Below are 19,431 nucleotides of genomic sequence, written 5' to 3'. Positions count from 1 at the left end.
CATGCGCAATAATACCTTTCATTCTAGGCGGATTATCTTTTCGAGCCCAGGGCGTAGGCTGTCCCTGATCCGGGCACTCGGCGCCCGACCAGACACTGTGGAACCTCAAGAGGAGCGACATCATGACCCATCGTATCGCCGTCATTCCCGGCGACGGCATCGGCACCGAGGTGGCACCGGAGGGCCGACGCGCCCTGGTAGCCGCCGCCCGACGCTTCGATATCGCGCTCGACTTCGAGACGTTCGACTTCGCCAGCTGCGACTATTACCTCGAACATGGCCGCATGATGCCCGAGGACTGGCGCCAGACCCTCGGCGAGTTCGATGCCCTGTTCTTCGGCGCGGTGGGGTGGCCGGAAAAGGTTCCGGACCATATCTCGCTGTGGGGGTCATTGCTGCAGTTTCGACGTGAATTCGACCAGTACGTCAACCTGCGCCCCTGCCGCCTGCTGCCCGGCATCAAGAGCCCGCTGGCCGGCCGACGCCCCGGCGACATCGACTTCTATGTGGTACGCGAGAATACCGAGGGCGAATACTCCAGCGTCGGCGGCACCATGTTCGAGGGCACCGAGCGCGAGGTGGTCATCCAGGAAACGGTGATGACCCGCACCGGCGTCGACCGGGTCCTGAAATACGCCTTCGACCTGGCCGCCAGTCGTCCCCGCAAGAAGCTCACCTCGGCCACCAAGTCCAACGGCATCGCCATCACCATGCCCTGGTGGGACACGCGCGTGGCGGCGATGGGCGAGCACTATCCGCAAGTCTCGGTCGACCAGTTCCACATCGACATCCTGACCGCCAACTTCGTGCTGCATCCCGACTGGTTCGACGTGGTGGTAGCCAGCAACCTGTTCGGCGACATCCTCTCCGATCTGGGCCCGGCCTGTACCGGCACCATCGGCGTGGCGCCTTCGGCCAACATCAACCCGGAAGGACGCTTCCCGAGCCTGTTCGAGCCGGTGCACGGCAGCGCGCCCGACATCGCGGGTCGCGGCATCGCCAACCCCATCGGCCAGATCTGGTCTGGCGCCATGATGCTCGAGCATCTCGGCTATCCCGAAGCCGGCCGCGCCATGCTCACCGCCATCGAAGCGGTGCTCGACGAGGGTAACGAACGTCTACTGACACCGGACCTCGGCGGCCAAGGCTCGACTGAGGCCCTTGGCCAGGCCATCGCCGAACGGATAGCGAGCTGATCGAGAGACGCACAAGGATCGTGCGTGAAGCCCCGCATCGCTGGTCGGCCTTGCGTCCCGACCCGAGCCACTATCCCTGAAAGGGACCCGTCGCTCGGGTCAACCGTGGCCGGTAAGATCAGCCTTCCCGCTGACCATCGACGAGCCGGCCGAGGCCCTGCGGGTTATGCCCTTTGAGGGCATCCGGCAGCAGCGCATCCGGCATGTCCTGATAGCAGACCGGGCGCAGGAAACGGAAGATCGCCGCGGTGCCCACGGACGTGGTGCGCGAATCCGACGTCGCCGGGAAAGGACCTCCATGGACCATCGCATCGCACACTTCGACGCCGGTCGGCCAGCCGTTGACCAGAATCCGTCCCGCCTTGCGCTCGAGTGTCGGCAGTAGCGTACGAGCGGCATCCAGATCGGCATCGTCCATCTGCAGCGTGGCAGTGAGCTGGCCTTCCAGATGCTCGGCCAGCCTGACGAGCTCCTCGGCATCCGCGCATTCGACCACCAGCGAAGCGGCGCCGAAGACTTCCGCTTGCAACGCCTCGCTGGCAAGGAAATCCGATGCCGAGGTCGCGAACAGGCCGGTTCGGCACTGGTTGGGGCCCTCGCCTTTCCGGCCACGGGCGATTTCGCGAACCCGGCCACTGCTCGCCAGCGCAGCAACGCCACCTTCGTAGGCCTCGAAGATGCCCGGGGTCAGCATGGTCTGGGCGGCGCTGTCCTCGACGGCGTCTCCGGCGGCTGCCAAGAAGTCATCGAGCCCCTGGCTCTTGATCGCGATCACCAGCCCCGGGTTGGTACAGAACTGGCCGGCTCCCATGTTGAGTGAGCCGACGAAGGCTTCACCCAGCGCCTTGCCACGCGCCTCGAGCGCCGCCGGCAGCAGGAACACCGGATTGATCGAACTCATTTCGGCGTAGAAGGGAATCGGCTCGGGACGCAACTGGGCAGTCTGCCATAGCGCCAAGCCGCCGCGCCGCGAACCGGTGAAGCCGGCCGCCTTGATTCGCGGGTTGGAGACCAGCGCCTGGCCGACTTCGCGGCCGGAGCCGAACAGCAGGGAGAACACGCCTTCCGGCAGGTCGCACTTCTTGACCGCGGCCTGAATCGCACGACCGACCAGCTCGCTGGTACCGGGGTGTGCGGAATGCGCCTTGACGATCACCGGGCAACCGGCGGCCAGAGCGGACGCCGTGTCGCCACCGGCAACAGAGAAGGCCAGCGGAAAGTTGCTCGCGCCGAACACGACCACCGGACCGAGAGCAACATGACGCTGACGCAGATCGGCGCGCGGCAGAGGCTGGCGATCCGGCAAAGCAGGGTCAATGCGCACATCGAGCCACTCACCGGCACGCACGGTCCTGGCGAACAACCGCAGTTGCCCGCAAGTCCGCCCCCGCTCGCCCTGGATTCGCGCCCGCGGCAAGCCGGTTTCGGACACCGCACGCTCGATCAAGGCATCACCTATCGACTCGATCTCATCGGCCACGGTCTCGAGAAACGCGGCACGTGTCTCCAGCGACGTTTCGCGGTAACCATCGAACGCCGTCCAGGCCAGTTCGCAGGCACGCTCGACGTCGGCCCGGGTCCCCCCGGGATACGTCGGATCGAGGCGCTCGTCGGTGGCCGGATTGATGGCCTGGATGGCCTCACGACGGCCTTCGATGGCCTGCTGGCCAATCAGCAACTTGCCTTCCAATATCATGTTCGTCTCCTTGATGCCTGTCCTTTCCCTCTGGACACACAGAGGACCCAGGACGCGAACGTAACCTCGCTTCGACCCAACCGCCGTTTCATGACTCGCGGATGGAAACGGACCACTGCGCATACCACTCGCGGAACAGCGCGTACTGCGCCTCCACATAGTGGCGTTGTGCATCGCTGAGGGCATCGGTTTCATTGAAGTGCAACGCGTATTCGCGCTCGCCGTTCAGCACCATGAGGTGCTTGTAATACAGCACCAGGTCAGGCCCCTCATCGAAGGAAGACAACACACCCAGGGCCGTTTCGAGTTCCTGAGCCTGGCGGCGCGCCTTGACGTCGCCCCGAGCGGCCTGCTTGCTCAACGAGACGAGGTGCAGAACCTCCCGCGGTAGCGCGTTGCCGATGCCAGTGATCGCACCGGTCGCCCCACAGTTGACGAATCCATGGAACACCGTGGTGTCGACACCGACCATCAGAGTGACGTCATCGCTCAGAGAGGTGATGTTTTCCGCCGCGTAGCGCAGATCGTCGGCACCACCGAACTCCTTGAAACCGATCAGGTTCGGGTGCTCTTCACGCAACGCGAAGAACAGGTCGGCACGAGTGGCAAAGCCATAGTAGGGGCTGTTGTAGATCACCGCCGGGAGGTTGGGCGCCGCCTTCAGGATGGCGGAAAAATGCGCCTTCTGGGCTACCACCGAGGTGCCGCGCGACAACACGCGGGGAATCACCATCAACCCTTGGGCGCCGACTCTGGCGGCATGAGCCGCGTGGGACACGGCCTCCTTGGAGTTCACTGCACCAGTGCCCACGATCGTCGGCACCCCGGCAGCAACCAGTCGTGCCACGCCCTCCTGGCGCTCTGCCTCGGTCAACAGCGGCCAGTCACCCATCGATCCGCAATACACCACGGCGCTCATGCCAGTCTCGATGAGTTCTCGTCCCTTGGCGACGAGCGCGTCGTAATCCGGTTTCCGCTCTGGTGTGCAGGGCGTCATCAGGGCAGGAATACAGCCAGTAAAAATATTGTCGCTCATCGTTGCTTCCTCTGAGGTTTCTCGGACCAGTCCAGTGCATGGGTTGTCGTTCTTTTTATATTTTATACAATCTTCAAAAAGATTTTTGAAGCCATCCTGACCAAAAAGATGGCCATTGCCGGGACGCCTCTTTCCCCACGCTGGACAACGCGGCCTCATCGAGCGCCGTATGGCGACTTTCCAGAATGACCAACGGCTCATGTATACTGTATAAAACTTCCTTTTCGAGCCGCCGACCCCACCATGGCCTACAAGACCCGCGCCCAGTTCGTTGCCGATGATATCCGCCACCGTATCCTGAGCGGCGAGTTCCCCGGGGGTACCCAGTTACGCCAGGATGCCCTGGCGGCGGACTATGACGTGAGCCGGATCCCGGTGCGCGAGGCACTGCTCACCCTCGAAGCCGAGGGCCTGGTCGAGTTTTACCCGCACCGAGGCGCCTTCACTACCGAACTCTCGGTGTCCAAGATCCGCGAACTCTTCGACTTGCGGGTACTGCTGGAGGGGCACCTGCTGCGACAAGCCATTCCCCGGATGACCGAGCCTGCCCTGCAAAAGGCCGGACAGATTCTCCTGGAATATGATGCCGCCCTCGACAGCGGCAGCCAGATCGACAATTGGAGCGACTACAACTTCGCTTTCCACGAGGCGCTCTACCGCCCCGCCGACCTCCCCGAGGCCATGAACCTGGTATCGCAGCTCAATACCAAATCGGACCGCTATATCCGCATGCAGCTGCTGTATACCCGAGAGATCGAGAAGGCCGAGCGAGAACACCACGATCTGCTCGAATTCTCCAGGCAAGGCAAGGCCGACGCCGCCTGCGAACTGTTGGAGCGGCATATTCTGGAAGCCTGCGAGGGGATCGTCGCCGTGCTGGAGGGGCGGGTCCAAGCCAGCCAGACGCCCGACACCCCCCACCTGGAACGTCAGAAGTAGCAATTACGAGGCGGCCCTCCCGGCCACATCCTGCCAGTAGGGCCCCCCGCTCCGACAGGCGCTTAGTCGGATGCGACCACTGACTTGAGGTATTGGCCAACCTCGGAGTGATGCTGGATCGAGGATACCGGCAGAATGGTCTCGGCCGGCCCCCAGGCAAAGACATTCACCGGGGTATGGGTATGGGTGCCGGTGCCCCAGACAACGTTCTGCTCGGTCCCCAGGACACGTCCCAGGACATCGCCTCGGTCGTTATAGGGGTAGAACGCATCGAAGTCCTGGATGGCCGGGACCTCCTCGGCATCGAGGTAACTGTGCCCTTCCACGTGGTAGGGGTTCGGCTTGTCGGCAAGAACCGCTTCCGCCTGCGCCTCGTCGATCTGGAAGTCGCTGTTGGCATTGACCATTTCCATCAGGCGAGCCGGCGTTCTCTGCTCCTCTTCAAGCGTCCCGAACTCGCTCAGCAGCGTCGCGAAGCTAGCCTTCTGCTGGTAGAGGGAATCGAGAATCGAGAAGTCGCCAAAGTTGAAGTTGGGCGCATAGTCCCGCTCCGCAAAGGCGGGCCCCGACCTCTCCTGCGGTTCCGGCAGGTTGGCCGATGAGTAGCTGAGCCCGAACGCACCCGTTTCATGATCCGCCGTGACCAGAATCACGGTGTCGTCGCGTCCTTCAGCCCATTCGTAGACGCCCTGAACCGCTTCCTCGAACTTGACCATCTCGTTGAGCATGGTACCGGCATCATTCGAGTGTCCGGCCCAGTCTATCTGGCCACCTTCGACCATCAGGAAGAAACCGTCTTCGTCCTGCTCGAGCCTGTTCAGTGCCGTCTGCGTCATCTCGTGCAGGGTCGGCTCGAGGCGCTCGGCATCGCCCTTGGTATTGCGATACTCGATACCATCGGCCATGCCGGAGTTGGCGAACAGGCCCAGCAGCTTGTCGCTCTGGCTGGCCTCGAGTTGCTCGCGGTTGAACGCCAGGCCATAGCCCTTTTCGGCGGCTTCCGCGAGCAGGTTTCGATCGTCCTGGCGCTTGGAGACCGGCTCATAAGCGCCATCCATCAGGCTCGCGACCTCGGCATCCTCGCTCGCCGATTGCGGAACCCAATGGCGCAGCCCGCCCGAGAGCATGACATCGGGCCCCACCTCGAGCATGTCTTCGGCAATCTCGTTCTCCAGCGAACGATGGGGCTGGTGGGCGGCAAAGGCCGCAGGTGTGGCATGGGTCAGGCGAGTATCCGAGACCAGACCGGTCGCCTTGCCCTGGGCCTGGGCCAGCTCGAGTACCGTCTCGACAGGATTGCCCTCTGCATCGATACCGATTACCTCGCTACCGGAAAAGACACCGGTCGATAATTGCGTGGCGGAGCAGGCGGAATCCACGACAACAGCATCCTCGGGATGCGTCAGGGAGAAACCGACGACACCTTCCTTGGCCAGTTGGTGGAACGCCGTCGACTCGCCATCGTAGATGGAATCGGGGGCCTGGTTGGCATAGGTCTCCAGCAACCCCACCTGCTGGGGTCCCATGCCGTCCCCGATCATCAGAATCACGTTCTTGATCTCGGCAGCACTGGCCGGCACCGCGACCGAAGCCAGCAACACGCCGCCAAGCAGGGGGCCAACTGCCGTCTTTTGCTTCATGCAAGATGTCATGCTTCATCCTTCTTGTCGTTTATTCTCGGCAGTGCGCAATAGCGCACTGTATTACGATCTATCATCCGCGTTCATTAATTCAACTCTTTTAGCAGGTCAGTCTCCTCCCGAGATGTCCCATCAAGAATGCACGGCCTAGAACCCCACGATCATGTCAGGCACCCAGCCGCCCTACCAACAGCCAGGCGCCCCTGTCAGTGATCCGGCCGTTGGTGGAGACCATGCCGAGGTACCCACGGCATGGTCAGAACACGTTGCTCAGGCGTTCGTGGCGACACCCGGGACAGCGGTGTCCTCCTGCGACTCACCGGTCCGCCAGATGGCGATATTGGCGTAGCCGTAGAAGATGGTGATCAGCAGCACCAGCATGTGGTACCAGAGAAACGGCAGATAGGAGAGCGTGGAGACACCCAGCGTCATGGCCATGAAGACACCGCCATCCGTCCAGGGCACCATGGGCGTGGTGATGGTGCCACCGGCCTCGGCGTTGCGGGACAGCACGCGACGATCGATACCTTGCTTGTCGTAGTTCTTCTCGGTAATGGTGCTGGCAGTGATCAGCGAGACATAGGCCGCTCCGCCGAAGAAGTTGCCGAAGAAGCCCCCCAGCATGGTGGAGATCGTCAGACGACCGGGATTGTCGGCCCAGCGCAGGAAGCCGTTGCTGATCGTCTGCAGCACACCGACGCGCTCCATCAACCCGCCAAGCCCCAGGGCGAACAGGATCAACGCGATGACCCCGAGCATGGATTCGATGCCACCCCGGTTGAGCAGCGTGTTGAGGAAGTCCACATCGGACTGCATGGCATTGCCGACATAGGCAGTCCGCATCGCATCGAGCGGTGCCACATCCTGGGCCAGCCAGGCGCAGAGGATCCCCATCACGGCCCCGAAGGTGATCACCGGGATGGCGGGATAGCGACGAATCAGCAGGCCGATGACGACAACGGCCGGCAGCAACAGCCATCCATTGATGGTGAAATGTGACTGCAGGGCCTGCATGGCCATGTCCGCGCGTTGCGTATCGACGCCCTCGCCGACATAGAAGAAGCCCACCACCAGGAACAGCAGGGCGGCGATCAGGGCGGCGGGGCCGCTGACCAACGACATGGAACGGATATGGTCCACCAATCCGACCCGGCACAGCGACGCTGTCATCACGGTGGTATCGGACAGCGGTGACATCTTGTCGCCCACATAGGCACCGGAAATCACTGCCCCCGCCACCAAAGGCAATGGAATGCCAAAGCTATGACCGATGCCGATCATGGCGACCCCGGCGGTTCCTGCCGTGCCGAACGACGTTCCCGTGGACAGGGAAGTGACGGCACAGATGATGAAGGCCGCACACAGGAAGATCTGCGGATTCATCACCGACAGGCCGTAGTAGATGATGCTGGGCACGATGCCACCGGCGATCCAGGTGCCGATCAATGCCCCCACGGTCGTCAGCACCAGCACGGCCTCCATGCCATTATGGATACCGTCGATCAGCCCTTTCTGCATGGCGTCATAGGAAAGCTTGAGCTTCACCCCGAGCCCCATTACCAGGAACCAGGACGTGAACAGCGCCAACTGGATCGGCAATTCGAAGACGTTGATGAACAGGAACATGATGGCGATAAACCCCACCATCACAGCACCCACTTCACCCAAGGAAGGCAGGCGGCCCCCCGCTTGCTGCTCGTTCATGACTCACTCCACTTGTTGTTGTCGCAATGTTGATTGGCTTGATGCCGGCCAGCGCCGGCCTGGCTATCTGGCAAAGCGTGCCAGCCGGTAGGGGGCCAGCGACGGCAGTGCCGACTCCGTCGACTCCCTCTCGGGAGAAATGAACTGGCTGACCAGACGAGCAGTGACTGCCGCCTGGGTCAGCCCGAGATGGTGATGTCCGAAGGCGAGCCAGACCCGCCCCTCGGGGCCGGCCCGGTCGATGATCGGCAGTGAATCCGGCAAGGACGGTCGGAACCCCATCCAGGAAGTCGCATCCGCCTCGTCCAGCGGGCGAGAGAACAAACCTCGTGCCAGCTCGCGGAGCCGCCAGGCACGCTCCATGTGCGGCGGTCGCTCGAGGCCGGCGAACTCCACGGTGCCGGCCAGGCGCAATCCCTCTGCCATGGGCGTCATGATGAAACGCCGCTCCAGAGAGGTGACCGCCATGGAGATCCGCTCCCCCTCCCGTGGCAACATCAGGTGGTAGCCACGCTCGGTATCCAGCGGAACCCGTACCCCCGTCAGTTCGGCAACCAGAGGCGCCGAGTGGGCACCGGCGGCGACCAGCACCTTAGGCACTGCCAGGCTGCCTTGGCTCGTCTCCAGGCGGACGCCACGGGCATCGGCCCGAGCGCTTTTCACGGTGGCCCGAGAAAAACGCACTCCGGCGGCCCTGGCGGCCCTCACCAGTTCCGTTACCACCCAGTGGGGGTCGATCACATGACCGGTCTCGGGAAAGAAGAGGCCTCCGCGGATACGCTCCGACAGTTCGGGAACCCGACGACGGACTTCCTCACCGTTCAACCACTCCTGCGCGACGCCCTGGCCAGCGAAACGTGCCGCCGACGCTGCCAGGGCATCCGCTGTCTCGGCCCTCTCGTGCACCAGCAGAGAACCGTGCCCACAGAGCAGACCGGAACGTCCGATGGACGCCAGCAGCTCCCGCCAGGCCGCCAGACTCGCTTCATTGAGTGCCCGGATACCTGCCACGCTATGCCGATAGGGGGAGGGGCGCAGGTTCCACAGCAGTCGCACCAGCCAGGGAGTGGCCTTCGGCAGGTACCGCCAGTCCAGCCGCAGCGGTCCCAGTGGATCCATCAGCATCCCGGGGATACGCTTCAGCAGAGAGGCATCGGCGATGGGGAAGACCTGCTCGGTGGCCAGGTGACCGGCATTGCCGAAAGAGGCCCCCATGCCCGGCTCGCCGCGGTCCAGCACCCGCACTCGTAGGCCCTGGCGAGCCAGCTCCAGGGCACAGGCAGTACCGACCACGCCGGCACCGACTACCGCGATGTCAGCATCGTCAACGGCAGTATTCGCCGTGGATCGAACTTGCGAGAAAGCCTTCGGATCGGGGCTCGCCTGGGTCATGATCGTTCTACTCACTTGATGGGCGCCTGAGATGCGTTCCGTTGAATGTATAAAATATATAATCTATCTTGGCAACCCTGGTCGACCAGGATCGAACCACCCGGTCATCCCCACCCCACAACGAGAGGACGATGCATGAAACGCATCCAGGTGATCGATTCCCATACCGGTGGAGAACCCACGCGGCTGGTGATGGAAGGTTTTCCCGATCTCGGCAAAGGGAGCTTGTGTGAGAAGCTCGAACGGCTGCGTGGCAAGCATGATCGCTGGCGCACCGCCTGCATGCTGGAACCACGGGGGCATGACGTCCTGGTCGGCGCCCTGCTTTGCGAGCCAGAGACGCCGGAAGCCACCTGTGGAGTCATCTTTTTCAATAACAGCGGCTATCTAGGCATGTGTGGCCACGGCACCATCGGCCTGGTGGCCTCGCTGGCTCATCAGGGCCGGCTAATGCCGGGCCGACACTGGATCGATACGCCGGTGGGGAGTGTCGAGGCCACACTGCATGACGAGGGAGACGTGACGGTGCGCAATGTGCCGGCCTATCGCTATCGTCAGTCGGTGCCCCTGGAAGTGCCCGGCCATGGTCGAGTGCATGGCGACATCGCCTGGGGCGGCAACTGGTTCTTCCTGATCAGCGATCACGATCGACGCCTGACGCTGGACAACGTCGATGCCCTGACCGACTTCACCTGGGCGGTCCGCCAGGCACTCGAGGCACAGGGCATCACCGGTGAAGACGGAGGGGAGATCGATCATATCGAGCTGTTCACCGAGGACCCTCGCGCCGATAGCCGCAACTTCGTGCTTTGCCCCGGCAAGGCCTATGACCGCTCACCCTGCGGCACCGGTACCAGCGCAAAGTTGGCCTGCCTGGCTGCCGACGGCAAGCTGGCTCCCGGCCAGCCCTGGCGTCAGGCCAGTATCACCGGCAGCGAGTTCGTGGCCCATTACGAACCAGAGAACGACCGGATTCGCCCTTACTTGCGCGGTAGAGCCCATATCAGCGCGGAAGCTTCTCTGCTTGTCGACGAGACGGATCCTTTCGCCTGGGGAATCACCTCCGACACTTGATACTCATGTCGTCACCCAGGCTCCCTCAATGATGCGCACCCTGTCGTCGGCCAGGTTGTCGAGCAGGTTGCGCCCCATCTCGCTGAAGATGTCACCGAAGAGATCGGCCGGCCCGGGCAGTGCGGCCGATGACTGGTGACCCGATGCCTGACGACCGTGCTTGCGGCGCCAGGCCAGTGCCTCGGCGGTGACATCAGTGACATCGACCGGCTGGAAGCCCGCCGTTTCCAGCCGCTGCTCCAGGCACCTCCGCGTCTGCAGGTGGCTAGTGGCTCGCTCCCTGGCCCAGGGCACCGGCAGCGTCAAGGCGGCCGGATTGTCACCGGCCACCACTTCATGCAACAGCACCCGCCCCCCGGGCGCCAGCAGACGACGCCACTCCGCCAGCACCGCTTCCACGTCGGGCATGTTCATCAACGCATGCTGGCACCAGATGACCTCCGCACAGGCATCCGGCAACGGCGTCCGAGCGGCATCGGCACAACTGAACCGAGTACGTGATGACAGGCCCGTGGCACGACTCAGCCAGCCGGCCACTTCGATGAAAGCGGCGGTGATATCGATCCCGACCACCTCGACGCCATGCTCCTCGGCAAGCAACCGACTGGCGCCGCCGGTCCCGCACCCGACGTCCAGCACCCTGTCACCCGGCGAGAGCGCACCGAGCCTCGCCAGTGAGCGGCTGGCACGCCGCCCCCCCAGGTGCAGTTGATCAATACCGGCAATGTCATCGAGAGACAGCCGGTCCGGGTTACGTCCGCTGGCGACAAAGGCCCGACGCAACCGGCCGACCAAGGTGTCGCGATTTCCACCTTCTGCTCCGTCGGCGCCGGCATAGTGCCGGGCCAACCGCTCGGCATCCCGGGACGGGCCTGCCTGCCCCCATCCATTACAGCTTTCTCCACCACGGCCACCGTTCGTCATTCTCTTTTCTCTCCCTTTCCGCCGTTCCCGTTACCCATGGCGCCGAGGGTCGCCAGCCACTCAATGCGCCAAGGGTATCATCGCCCAGAATAGCGGCGGTTTGACCATCACCGACTCGGGCGATGATGCCTATATCGATCATGCGGGGCAGCCATCCCCCACGGCATGGCTTTTCATTATCGCACCCGCCTCTTTCATCAAGTCGACGCCGGGTATTGAGCCCTCACCCGACAGTGATGATGGTAACGGGGCCAATAACGAAACCACGACCGGGAGCGACATGATCACTTCGCCGTGCCTCCGACGCGCCAGCGTCGAGAACGCCTTCACGCCCTGCCGGGATAATCACCATGCTGGCTGACTGGCTGGAACGAAGTCTGGACGGATCGACCTCGAGTCCCGAATGCGGCGACATACCGGGAGGAAGATTCAGGCTGCTGGGTCCGGGGCTGTTGGAACTCACGCCAAATACCAACGAAACGCAGGCGCCTGCGGTCGTGCTGTCGACCGGCATCCACGGCAATGAAACGGCTCCCATCGAGCTGCTCGGTGCCAGCCTGGCTCGACTGGAAGCCGGCATGCTGCGCCTGGGCGGCCCCGTCCTGGTTATCCTGGGCAACCTCGAGGCCATCCGCGCCGGGACCCGCTTCGTCAACACCAATCTCAATCGCCTGTTCCGACGCGACCTGTCAGAAGACGGCATGGAACCGGAGCGAGCCCGCACCTTGATGGCAGCGGTCGATGCTTTCTATGAGCGCCACCCAGACCGCCGCCGGTTGCACTACGACCTGCACACGGCAATACGCGACAGTCAGTACCCGCGCTTCGCGGTCGAGCCCTACGCCGACACCGCCACCACGCCCGAACAGTGGCAATGGTTGGCCGGTGCCGATATTCAGGCAGTGCTTCACCAGCACGACCACAGCTGGACCTTCTCTCACTACAGCAAGCATTACCATGGCGCCCAGGCCTTTACCCTGGAGCTCGGCCGAGCCCTTCCCTTCGGCGCCAATGACCTCGAGCCCCTGGCACCCATGGGCCGGCTGCTCGATGCACTGCTCGAAGCACGCGAACCCGCATCGGCCAGCCCCTCTCGTCTGGCTTTCTTTCGGGTTGAGCACGAACTGATCCGCCATGCCGAGACCTTCCGGCTATGCTTTCCCGATGACACCCCGAATTTCACCGAATTCGCCCCCGGTACGCGGCTATCGGAAGATGCCGAAGCAGGCCCCTTCACGGTCGGCGATACCCCCCTGCGCGTGGTCTTTCCCAACGCCAGGGTCGAGCTTGGCGCTCGGGCGGCGCTGCTGGTGACCCCAGCCCGGAGTACCGCAGCGGAATAACGACGCCTTACACGCTTCACTAACGGTGAATAAAACTGCAAAATAACAACAAGTTGGAGTTATTTCATGTTCAGAGTCACTGCCTCCATAGACCAAGGTCGCATTCCTGATGCCGCGACATGGCCTGCCGATGGCCGTCTGGCCTGTTAGAATCGCCCACCTTTTTCGCGCCGGCCCACACGCTGTCCGGTCCCGACCCAGGCGACCTTTCCCGAACTGGAGCCCGTTTCATGGCCGATACACCGATTCCGCTGGAAGTGCGCAATATCACCAAGCGCTTCGGCGATACAGAAGTCCTCAAGGGCCTCTCCCTGAAAGCCCACAAGGGTGATGTCATCACCCTCATCGGAGCCTCCGGCTCCGGCAAGAGCACCTTCCTGCGCTGCATGAACCTCCTGGAGCAACCCAACGAAGGCGAGCTGATCGTCCACGGCGAGTCGATCCTCTTCAAGGAGACAAGGCACGGTCGTGAACCGGCTGACTGGAAGCAGGTCGTCAACATGCGGGCCAAGCTGTCCATGGTCTTCCAGAGCTTCAACCTCTGGGCCCACATGACACTGCTCGAGAACGTCATCGAGGCACCGGTCCATGTGCTCGGCAAGTCGAAGCGCGAGGCCACCGAGCATGCCCGCCAGCTGCTCGAGCGCGTCGGCCTCGGTGAACGCGCCGACTACTATCCGGCTCAGCTCTCCGGCGGCCAGCAACAGCGTGGCGCCATTGCCAGGGCACTGGCCATGGACCCTGAAGTGATGCTGTTCGACGAGCCGACCTCGGCCCTCGACCCGGAACTGGTCGGCGATGTGCTCAAGGTCATGCGAGACCTCGCCGAAGAAGGCCGCACCATGATCGTCGTGACCCACGAGATGGCCTTCGCCCGCGACGTTTCCACCCAGGTGATCTACCTGCATCAGGGCCAGGTCGAGGAAGCGGGACCTCCCGATCAGGTCCTCGGCAACCCGAACTCCGAGCGGCTCAAGCAATTCCTGGCGCCCAAGCACTGACGCGGCCTGGATGAGGAGACTCCCATGATCGACCTGCACGGCTACGGCCCGCGCCTCGCGGAAGGCGCCCTGGTCACCATCGAACTGGCGGTTCTGTCGCTGATACTCGCCATCGTGCTGGGCCTGGCGACCGCCAGTGCCAAGATGTCGCGCAACTGGGTGCTGCATCGCCTGGGCACCCTCTATACCACCCTGATCCGGGGCGTGCCCGATCTGGTGTTGATGATGCTGCTGTTCTTCGGCGGCCAGATCGGCGTCAACATGTTTACCGACTGGCTCTACAACCGGTTCGACATCGATATCTTCATCAATATCAACGAATTCGTCGCCGGCGTAGTGACCATCGGCCTGATCTTCGGAGCCTACATGGGCGAAACGTTCCGCGGCGCCTTCCTTGCCGTGGATAATGGCCAGATCGAGGCCGGGCGCGCCTATGGCATGTCCCACTGGCTGGTGTTTCGACGCATCCGCTTCCCGCAGATGATGCGTCACGCCTTGCCAGGGCTATCCAACAACTGGATGGTGCTGCTCAAGACCACCGCCCTGGTGTCGGTGATCGGTCTGTCCGACATGGTCAAGGTGGCCGCCGAGGCCTCCAAGGCGACCCGCGAGCCCTTCACCTTCATGATCATCGTTGCCGTCATCTACCTGTTGATCGCCAGCGTCTCCGAGTGGGGCTTCGCACGACTACAGAAACGCTATGACATCGGCTACGGGGAGGCGGACTGATGGAAAGCCTGATGAACTGGCTGCAGACCCAACTGGCCGACAACAGCATCTTCACCCTGCAGACCCTCTCCTACTATGGCGAGGGCCTGGTGACCACCGTCCAACTGGTCTTCCTCTCGCTGATCATTGGCCTCGTGCTGGCCGTGCCGCTTGCCATCGGCCGCGGCTCCAGGCATGCCTGGATTCGCCTGCCGATCTTCTTCTATTGCTACGTGTTTCGTGGCACACCGTTGCTGGTCCAGCTCTACCTGATCTACTACGGCGTGGTCTTCGTCGAGGGCATTCAGGACACCTGGCTGTGGGTCATCCTCGAGAAGCCGTTCGTACCAGCCCTGATCGCCTTCACGCTGAATACCGGTGCCTACACCACCGAGATCTTCCGCGGCGCCATCAAGGCAACCCCCAAGGGCGAGATCGAGGCAGCCCGGGCCTACGGCATGTCCTGGTCTCTGATGCTGCGCCGCATCGTGCTGCCCAGCGCCTTTCGCCGCGCCCTGCCGGCCTATGGCAACGAGGTGATCTTCATGCTTCATGCCAGCGCCATCGCCAGCGTGGTGACCATCATGGACCTGACCGGAGCGGCCCGCTTCGTCTATGCCCGCTTTTACGCGCCCTTCGACGCCTTCCTGTTCGTCGCGGCGATCTACCTCTGCCTGACGTTCACGATCATCTACTTCTTCCGTCACCTGGAGAAGCGGCTGCTCGCCCACCTCAAGCCGGCAAGCGGCTGACGACCGTCGAACGAACGTTGGTTCACAACGTTCGTTCACGGCCTTTCGACCCGTCCCGCCTTCGGCTATCGTGGACGAGTCGCCACCCTTGGGCGCCGTTCAACATACGAACCCGGCCTTGCGGTGAAGCCATCAACAAAAAGGGAAATGATTCATGAAACTCAACAAACTACTGAGCATCGGCGTACTCGGCGCCAGCATGATCGCCGGCGTCGCCAACGCCGAGGTCCGCGATATCCGCATCGGCGTCGATGTCCCCTACGAGCCCATGGAATACCGCACCCCCGATGGCGAATTGACCGGCTTCGACATCGAACTCGGCAATGCCATGTGCGAAGAGATCGGTATCCAGTGCGAGTGGGTCGTCCAAGGCTGGGATGGCATCATCCCCGGCCTCCAGGCACGCAAGTACGACGCCATCATGTCATCCATGACCATCAACGATCAGCGTCGTGAACAGGTACTGTTCTCCGACCCCTACATTACCCCGCCCTCCGCCTGGTTCGCGCCGACCGATACCGACATCGAAACACCGAGCGAGGAAAGCCTCGAAGGCAAGACCATCGGCGTGCAGCGCGGCACCCTGCAGGACAACTACGTGACCGACCTGTACGGCGACGTGGCCGACGTCAACCGTTACGCCACGGCCGACGACATGGTGCTGGACATGGACTCCGGTCGCCTGGACATCGTCTTCCTCGACTTCCCGATCGGCAAGTCCACCCTGCTCGACAGCGAGGCCGGCGACTACCAGACCGTGGGCGAGAAGATCACCGAACCCAAGGAGTACTTCGGCGAAGGGTTCGGCATCGCCTTTCGTCAGCGCGACGAAGCGCTGGCCGAAGCCTTCAACGAGGCCCTCGCTACCCTGAAGGAAAACGGCACCTACGACGAAATCGAAGCCAAGTACTTCAGTGAATAAGCCCTGCGGCGCTTGACGCACCTCGTGCATTCGCCATGCTTTGCGGCCCCTGGAGACAGGGGCCGCATTCGTTTGACCTTCTCGTGCGAGTCAGCCTGATCGACCGTCATTGGTCCTGGCTCGACGCTTTCGGAAGCGCCCGGGTGAAATGCCGAACAGTTGACTGAAGCAGCGACGAAAGTGGGAAATGCTGACAAACCCCGCCGCCACGGCGATATCGGCGAGATCCTTGTTAGTCTGCTGCAATAGCTGTCTCGCCCGGGTCAAGCGCAGTTCCAGGTAATAGCGCGCCGGTGTCGTCTCCAGGCAGCGGCCGAACAGGCGCTCCAGTTGACGCCTCGAGACACCGACACAAGCCGCCAGTTCACCGATCGACAACGGCTCGTCGATATTGTGGCGCATCAGCTCCAGCGCATTCTTTAGCGACTGTGGCAACGATAAGTCCCGGTCGATGCTGATCACGGAAGTGTCGATTGCCTCCTCGGTCTTGTCACAGCTCAGCACCTCCTCGATAGCGCTGATGCAGGCCATATCGCAGTCGCGGCTAATGATCGACAACATCATATCCAGAGAGCTGTTGGCGCCGGCGCAGCTGGCCCGGTCACGGTCCACGACATGGCTCTGCGAAGAGACCGTCACTGCGGGGAACTCTTCCGACATCATGGCCCGCCCGTCGGGATGGAAGGCACACTCGTACCCATCCAGCAAACCGGCTTCGGCAATGAAGTAAGCACCATTCCACAGCCCTCCCAGCGCGCATCCCGCGTAGTCGGCGGCCCGCAGCTTGACCCTGAGCGAGGGAAACGCATGCATCTCGAGGCGGTAGCCACCGCACAGTATGAGATAATCGAGCGTCTCTTCCCGGAGGTCCTCCAGAGAGCCGTCGACGGCGACTTCGATACCCAGGTCGCTCATGGCCCGGCGACCATCGATGCTCACGACCATGACCTGGTACGCCACTGGCGCCTTGACCAGATTGGCCGTCACCAGGGCATCCATGGCCCCGGTAAAGGCCATCAAGGAGAAATGCTCGAACAGGACAAAGGCAATTCGCCGACGGCCGACGATCGGAGGCTCTCCGGCCCCCACCTCGATGAAAGCCCGGTTCTTGCTGATCAGGGGACTATCGAATCGGGCACTTTGCGCCATGTCTGTGACCGGTGAGCATTGTCATCTCGACCGAACCTGATTGAGAGGGTTCTGGAAGGTTGGCCGGCTAGGCCGGTATATAACGCCCCGAGTAACGCCGGGTGGGGGCACGAGGTGTGTCGACGCACCCCGAGCCCCTGGAAAGACCCTCGGCGCGACCGCCGAGAGCGTCGGGCTATATCAGATTGGGGAGCCAGAGGATCAGCTCCGGGAAGGCCGTAAAGGTGCCCACCGCACCCAACAGGATCAGCCAATAAGGCAACGAGGCCCAGGCAGCATCGGGCAGCGTCACCTCATTGTGGGTAATCGAGCAGAGCACGAACAGGTTGAGCCCCACCGGCGGCGTGATCATGCCGATTTCCATCAGCAGCGTCACGATGACGCCAAACCAGACGGGGTCGAACCCCAGGCTGGTGACCATCGGGAAAGTGATGGGCAGGGTCATCAACAGCAAGGAGATGCCGTCGAAGAAGCAACCGAGCAGCAGATAGACGAGCACGATCATCAGCAGGATGCCGTAGCGGTCCAGCCCCAGCCCCGCGATGGCATCGACCGCGGCCCGGGGGAGACCGAGCAGGCTCACCGCCTGGGACAAGATCACGGTGCCGATCAAGATCATGGCGATGGCCCCGAACATCATCGACGCGTGCTTGAAGGCTCCCCACAACTTCGGCACGTCGAGATCGCCCCAGGTCAGGCCCAGTACAATGCTGGCCGTCACCCCCAGGGCCGCCGCCTCGGTGGGCGTCGCGATGCCCATGTAGATGGTGCCTAGCACGAAGAAGATCAGGATCGGCAGTGGCCAGACTTCCAGCAAACCGCGACCCACGGCGCCCCAGTCCATCTTTTCCTCACGTGGAGGCGCGACCGACGAACCGAGGCTAGAGCGCACCATGATCCAACCGAAGAACGCCAGAGCGATCATCAGGCCCGGCAGCATGCCCGCCAGGAACAGCTTGCCGATCGAGACGTTCTGGGTCGCTCCGTAGATAAGCAGCGCCAAACTGGGAGGAATCAACAGCCCGAGCGTGCCGCCAGCCGCCAGCGTGCCCACGATCATGCGCGGCGAATAGCCACGCTGGCTCAACTCGGGATAGCCGACTGAACCAATCGCCGCCGCGGTGGAAGTGCTCGACCCACTCACTGCCCCGAACAATGTGCAGACAGCGATATTGGTATGCAGCAGCTGACCAGGAACCCGTCGGAAAAGCGGCGTCAGCCCGTTGTAGACCCGGGTGGAGACGCCGCTGGCCAGCAGGATATCGCCGAGGAAGATGAACAACGGCACAGCACTGAGCGTGAACTCGGTCAGCAGATTCCACGCCGAATTGATCGCCAGCGCCGACGCGCCACCCGCCTGGAAGTGCAGCAGGATGAAGCCGGTCAGCCCCAGAGCCGCTCCCAGAACCGCACCGCTGCCCAGAAAGACCAGCAGGCCGGCGCTCAGAATCGCCCAACTCATGACAGGCCCTCCCCGGATGATGACACATTTTGGCCAAATAGCCCCCGCAGCCCGTTTCTCACGATGATCAGCATGCACAGCCCCATCGACAGCGGCATCAGCGCCATCCAGGGCCACAGCAGCACCCCGCTGATTTCGGAGCGCGCACCGATCTGCAGCGAGAACACCATGAAGTCCCAAGCCTGGTAGGCGAAGACCATGGCGAAGGCGACGAAGATCGCATTGGCGAAGATGTCAGCCGCCACGGCCAGACGACGGGAAAGGGTACGCACCAACAGGTCGATGCGAATGTGCTGACTGGTATTCAGTACGTGAGGAAGCGACAAGAACGAGAGGGAGAGAAACAGCAAGCCGGAGAGCTCATCGGAAAACCCGATGGGGCTCCCGGCCAGATATCTCATCAGGGTGCTGACCAGCACGAGGCCGGTCATGAACACCCCTCCACACACGCCTATCAGGAATACCCCATATACCAGTCTGTCCAACCAGGTAG

18 protein-coding genes are annotated in these 19,431 nt (G+C 62.7%); 9 read left to right on the top strand and 9 right to left on the bottom strand.

Going from position 1 to position 19,431, the window contains the following annotated elements; all coding sequences use genetic code 11:
• Positions 1–122: 122 nt before the first annotated feature.
• The gene (locus tag RSO41_RS08380) at positions 123–1,196 is read left to right on the top strand and encodes a tartrate dehydrogenase (protein ID WP_315618663.1); all 1,074 of its coding nucleotides are present in this window, start codon (positions 123–125) and stop codon (positions 1,194–1,196) included.
• Between the two features lie 118 nt (positions 1,197–1,314).
• Here RSO41_RS08380 and RSO41_RS08375 read toward each other — a convergent pair whose 3' ends face one another.
• Together RSO41_RS08375 and RSO41_RS08370 are read right to left on the bottom strand one after the other, a co-directional pair.
• Complete coding sequence (locus RSO41_RS08375) at positions 1,315–2,892, bottom strand: aldehyde dehydrogenase (NADP(+)) (protein WP_315618662.1); 1,578 nt, start codon at positions 2,890–2,892, stop codon at positions 1,315–1,317.
• A gap of 88 nt (positions 2,893–2,980) precedes the next feature.
• A complete protein-coding gene (locus RSO41_RS08370; protein ID WP_315618661.1) occupies positions 2,981–3,928 on the bottom strand; it encodes a dihydrodipicolinate synthase family protein in 948 nt (315 codons plus the stop codon).
• 243 nt (positions 3,929–4,171) lie between these two features.
• Between RSO41_RS08370 and RSO41_RS08365 the strand changes: the two genes are divergently transcribed.
• Positions 4,172–4,867 (top strand): GntR family transcriptional regulator, encoded by a 696-nt coding sequence (locus RSO41_RS08365; RefSeq protein ID WP_315618660.1) that lies wholly within the window; start codon positions 4,172–4,174, stop codon positions 4,865–4,867.
• A gap of 62 nt (positions 4,868–4,929) precedes the next feature.
• On the opposite strand, the gene RSO41_RS08360 is transcribed toward RSO41_RS08365, so the two are convergent.
• The 3 genes from RSO41_RS08360 to RSO41_RS08350 form a co-directional block, all read right to left on the bottom strand.
• Complete coding sequence (locus RSO41_RS08360; protein WP_315618659.1) at positions 4,930–6,507, bottom strand: alkaline phosphatase; 1,578 nt, start codon at positions 6,505–6,507, stop codon at positions 4,930–4,932.
• 270 nt (positions 6,508–6,777) lie between these two features.
• Entirely contained in the window at positions 6,778–8,211 is a 1,434-nt protein-coding gene (gene nhaC, locus RSO41_RS08355) for a Na+/H+ antiporter NhaC (RefSeq protein WP_315618658.1), read from the bottom strand.
• A gap of 63 nt (positions 8,212–8,274) precedes the next feature.
• Complete coding sequence (locus RSO41_RS08350; RefSeq protein WP_315618657.1) at positions 8,275–9,618, bottom strand: FAD-dependent oxidoreductase; 1,344 nt, start codon at positions 9,616–9,618, stop codon at positions 8,275–8,277.
• Positions 9,619–9,738: 120 nt separating this feature from the next.
• Between RSO41_RS08350 and RSO41_RS08345 the strand changes: the two genes are divergently transcribed.
• Positions 9,739–10,677, top strand: a complete 939-nt coding sequence (locus RSO41_RS08345; RefSeq protein ID WP_315618656.1) for a 4-hydroxyproline epimerase — start codon at positions 9,739–9,741, stop codon at positions 10,675–10,677.
• A gap of 3 nt (positions 10,678–10,680) precedes the next feature.
• Here RSO41_RS08345 and RSO41_RS08340 read toward each other — a convergent pair whose 3' ends face one another.
• The gene (locus tag RSO41_RS08340) at positions 10,681–11,601 is read right to left on the bottom strand and encodes a class I SAM-dependent methyltransferase (protein WP_315618655.1); all 921 of its coding nucleotides are present in this window, start codon (positions 11,599–11,601) and stop codon (positions 10,681–10,683) included.
• A gap of 100 nt (positions 11,602–11,701) precedes the next feature.
• Here RSO41_RS08340 and RSO41_RS08335 point away from each other — a divergent pair, with 100 nt between their 5' ends.
• From RSO41_RS08335 to RSO41_RS08310, 6 genes are all read left to right on the top strand, one after another.
• Entirely contained in the window at positions 11,702–11,962 is a 261-nt protein-coding gene (locus RSO41_RS08335; protein WP_315618654.1) for a hypothetical protein, read from the top strand.
• Positions 11,952–12,944, top strand: a complete 993-nt coding sequence (locus RSO41_RS08330; protein WP_315618653.1) for a succinylglutamate desuccinylase — start codon at positions 11,952–11,954, stop codon at positions 12,942–12,944. The genes RSO41_RS08335 and RSO41_RS08330 overlap by 11 nt, the downstream gene beginning before the upstream one ends.
• A gap of 230 nt (positions 12,945–13,174) precedes the next feature.
• Positions 13,175–13,945, top strand: a complete 771-nt coding sequence (locus RSO41_RS08325; RefSeq protein WP_315618652.1) for an ABC transporter ATP-binding protein — start codon at positions 13,175–13,177, stop codon at positions 13,943–13,945.
• 24 nt (positions 13,946–13,969) lie between these two features.
• Positions 13,970–14,674 carry an ABC transporter permease gene (locus tag RSO41_RS08320; RefSeq protein ID WP_315618651.1) on the top strand — a complete coding sequence of 235 codons (705 nt, stop codon included), beginning with the start codon at positions 13,970–13,972 and terminating at the stop codon, positions 14,672–14,674.
• Positions 14,674–15,405: an ABC transporter permease gene (locus RSO41_RS08315; RefSeq protein ID WP_315618650.1), complete on the top strand. Its 732-nt coding sequence runs from the start codon at positions 14,674–14,676 to the stop codon at positions 15,403–15,405. Before RSO41_RS08320 ends, RSO41_RS08315 begins: the two co-directional genes overlap by 1 nt.
• Before the next feature lie 154 nt (positions 15,406–15,559).
• Positions 15,560–16,327 (top strand): ABC transporter substrate-binding protein, encoded by a 768-nt coding sequence (locus RSO41_RS08310; protein ID WP_315618649.1) that lies wholly within the window; start codon positions 15,560–15,562, stop codon positions 16,325–16,327.
• A 90-nt stretch (positions 16,328–16,417) separates the two neighbouring features.
• On the opposite strand, the gene RSO41_RS08305 is transcribed toward RSO41_RS08310, so the two are convergent.
• The 3 genes from RSO41_RS08305 to RSO41_RS08295 form a co-directional block, all read right to left on the bottom strand.
• On the bottom strand, positions 16,418–17,476 hold the full coding sequence (locus RSO41_RS08305; protein WP_315618648.1) for a GlxA family transcriptional regulator: 1,059 nt from the start codon (positions 17,474–17,476) through the stop codon (positions 16,418–16,420).
• A gap of 175 nt (positions 17,477–17,651) precedes the next feature.
• Positions 17,652–18,938, bottom strand: coding sequence for a TRAP transporter large permease subunit (locus RSO41_RS08300; RefSeq protein WP_315618647.1), 1,287 nt, complete (start codon positions 18,936–18,938; stop codon positions 17,652–17,654).
• A complete protein-coding gene (locus tag RSO41_RS08295) occupies positions 18,935–19,369 on the bottom strand; it encodes a TRAP transporter small permease (protein ID WP_315618646.1) in 435 nt (144 codons plus the stop codon). The genes RSO41_RS08300 and RSO41_RS08295 overlap by 4 nt, the downstream gene beginning before the upstream one ends.
• Positions 19,370–19,431: the final 62 nt, after the last annotated feature.

Source organism: Halomonas sp. I1 (assembly GCF_032334135.1).
Taxonomy (GTDB): Bacteria; Pseudomonadota; Gammaproteobacteria; order Pseudomonadales; family Halomonadaceae; genus Halomonas.
This window is presented reverse-complemented; position numbering and strand designations above follow the sequence as displayed.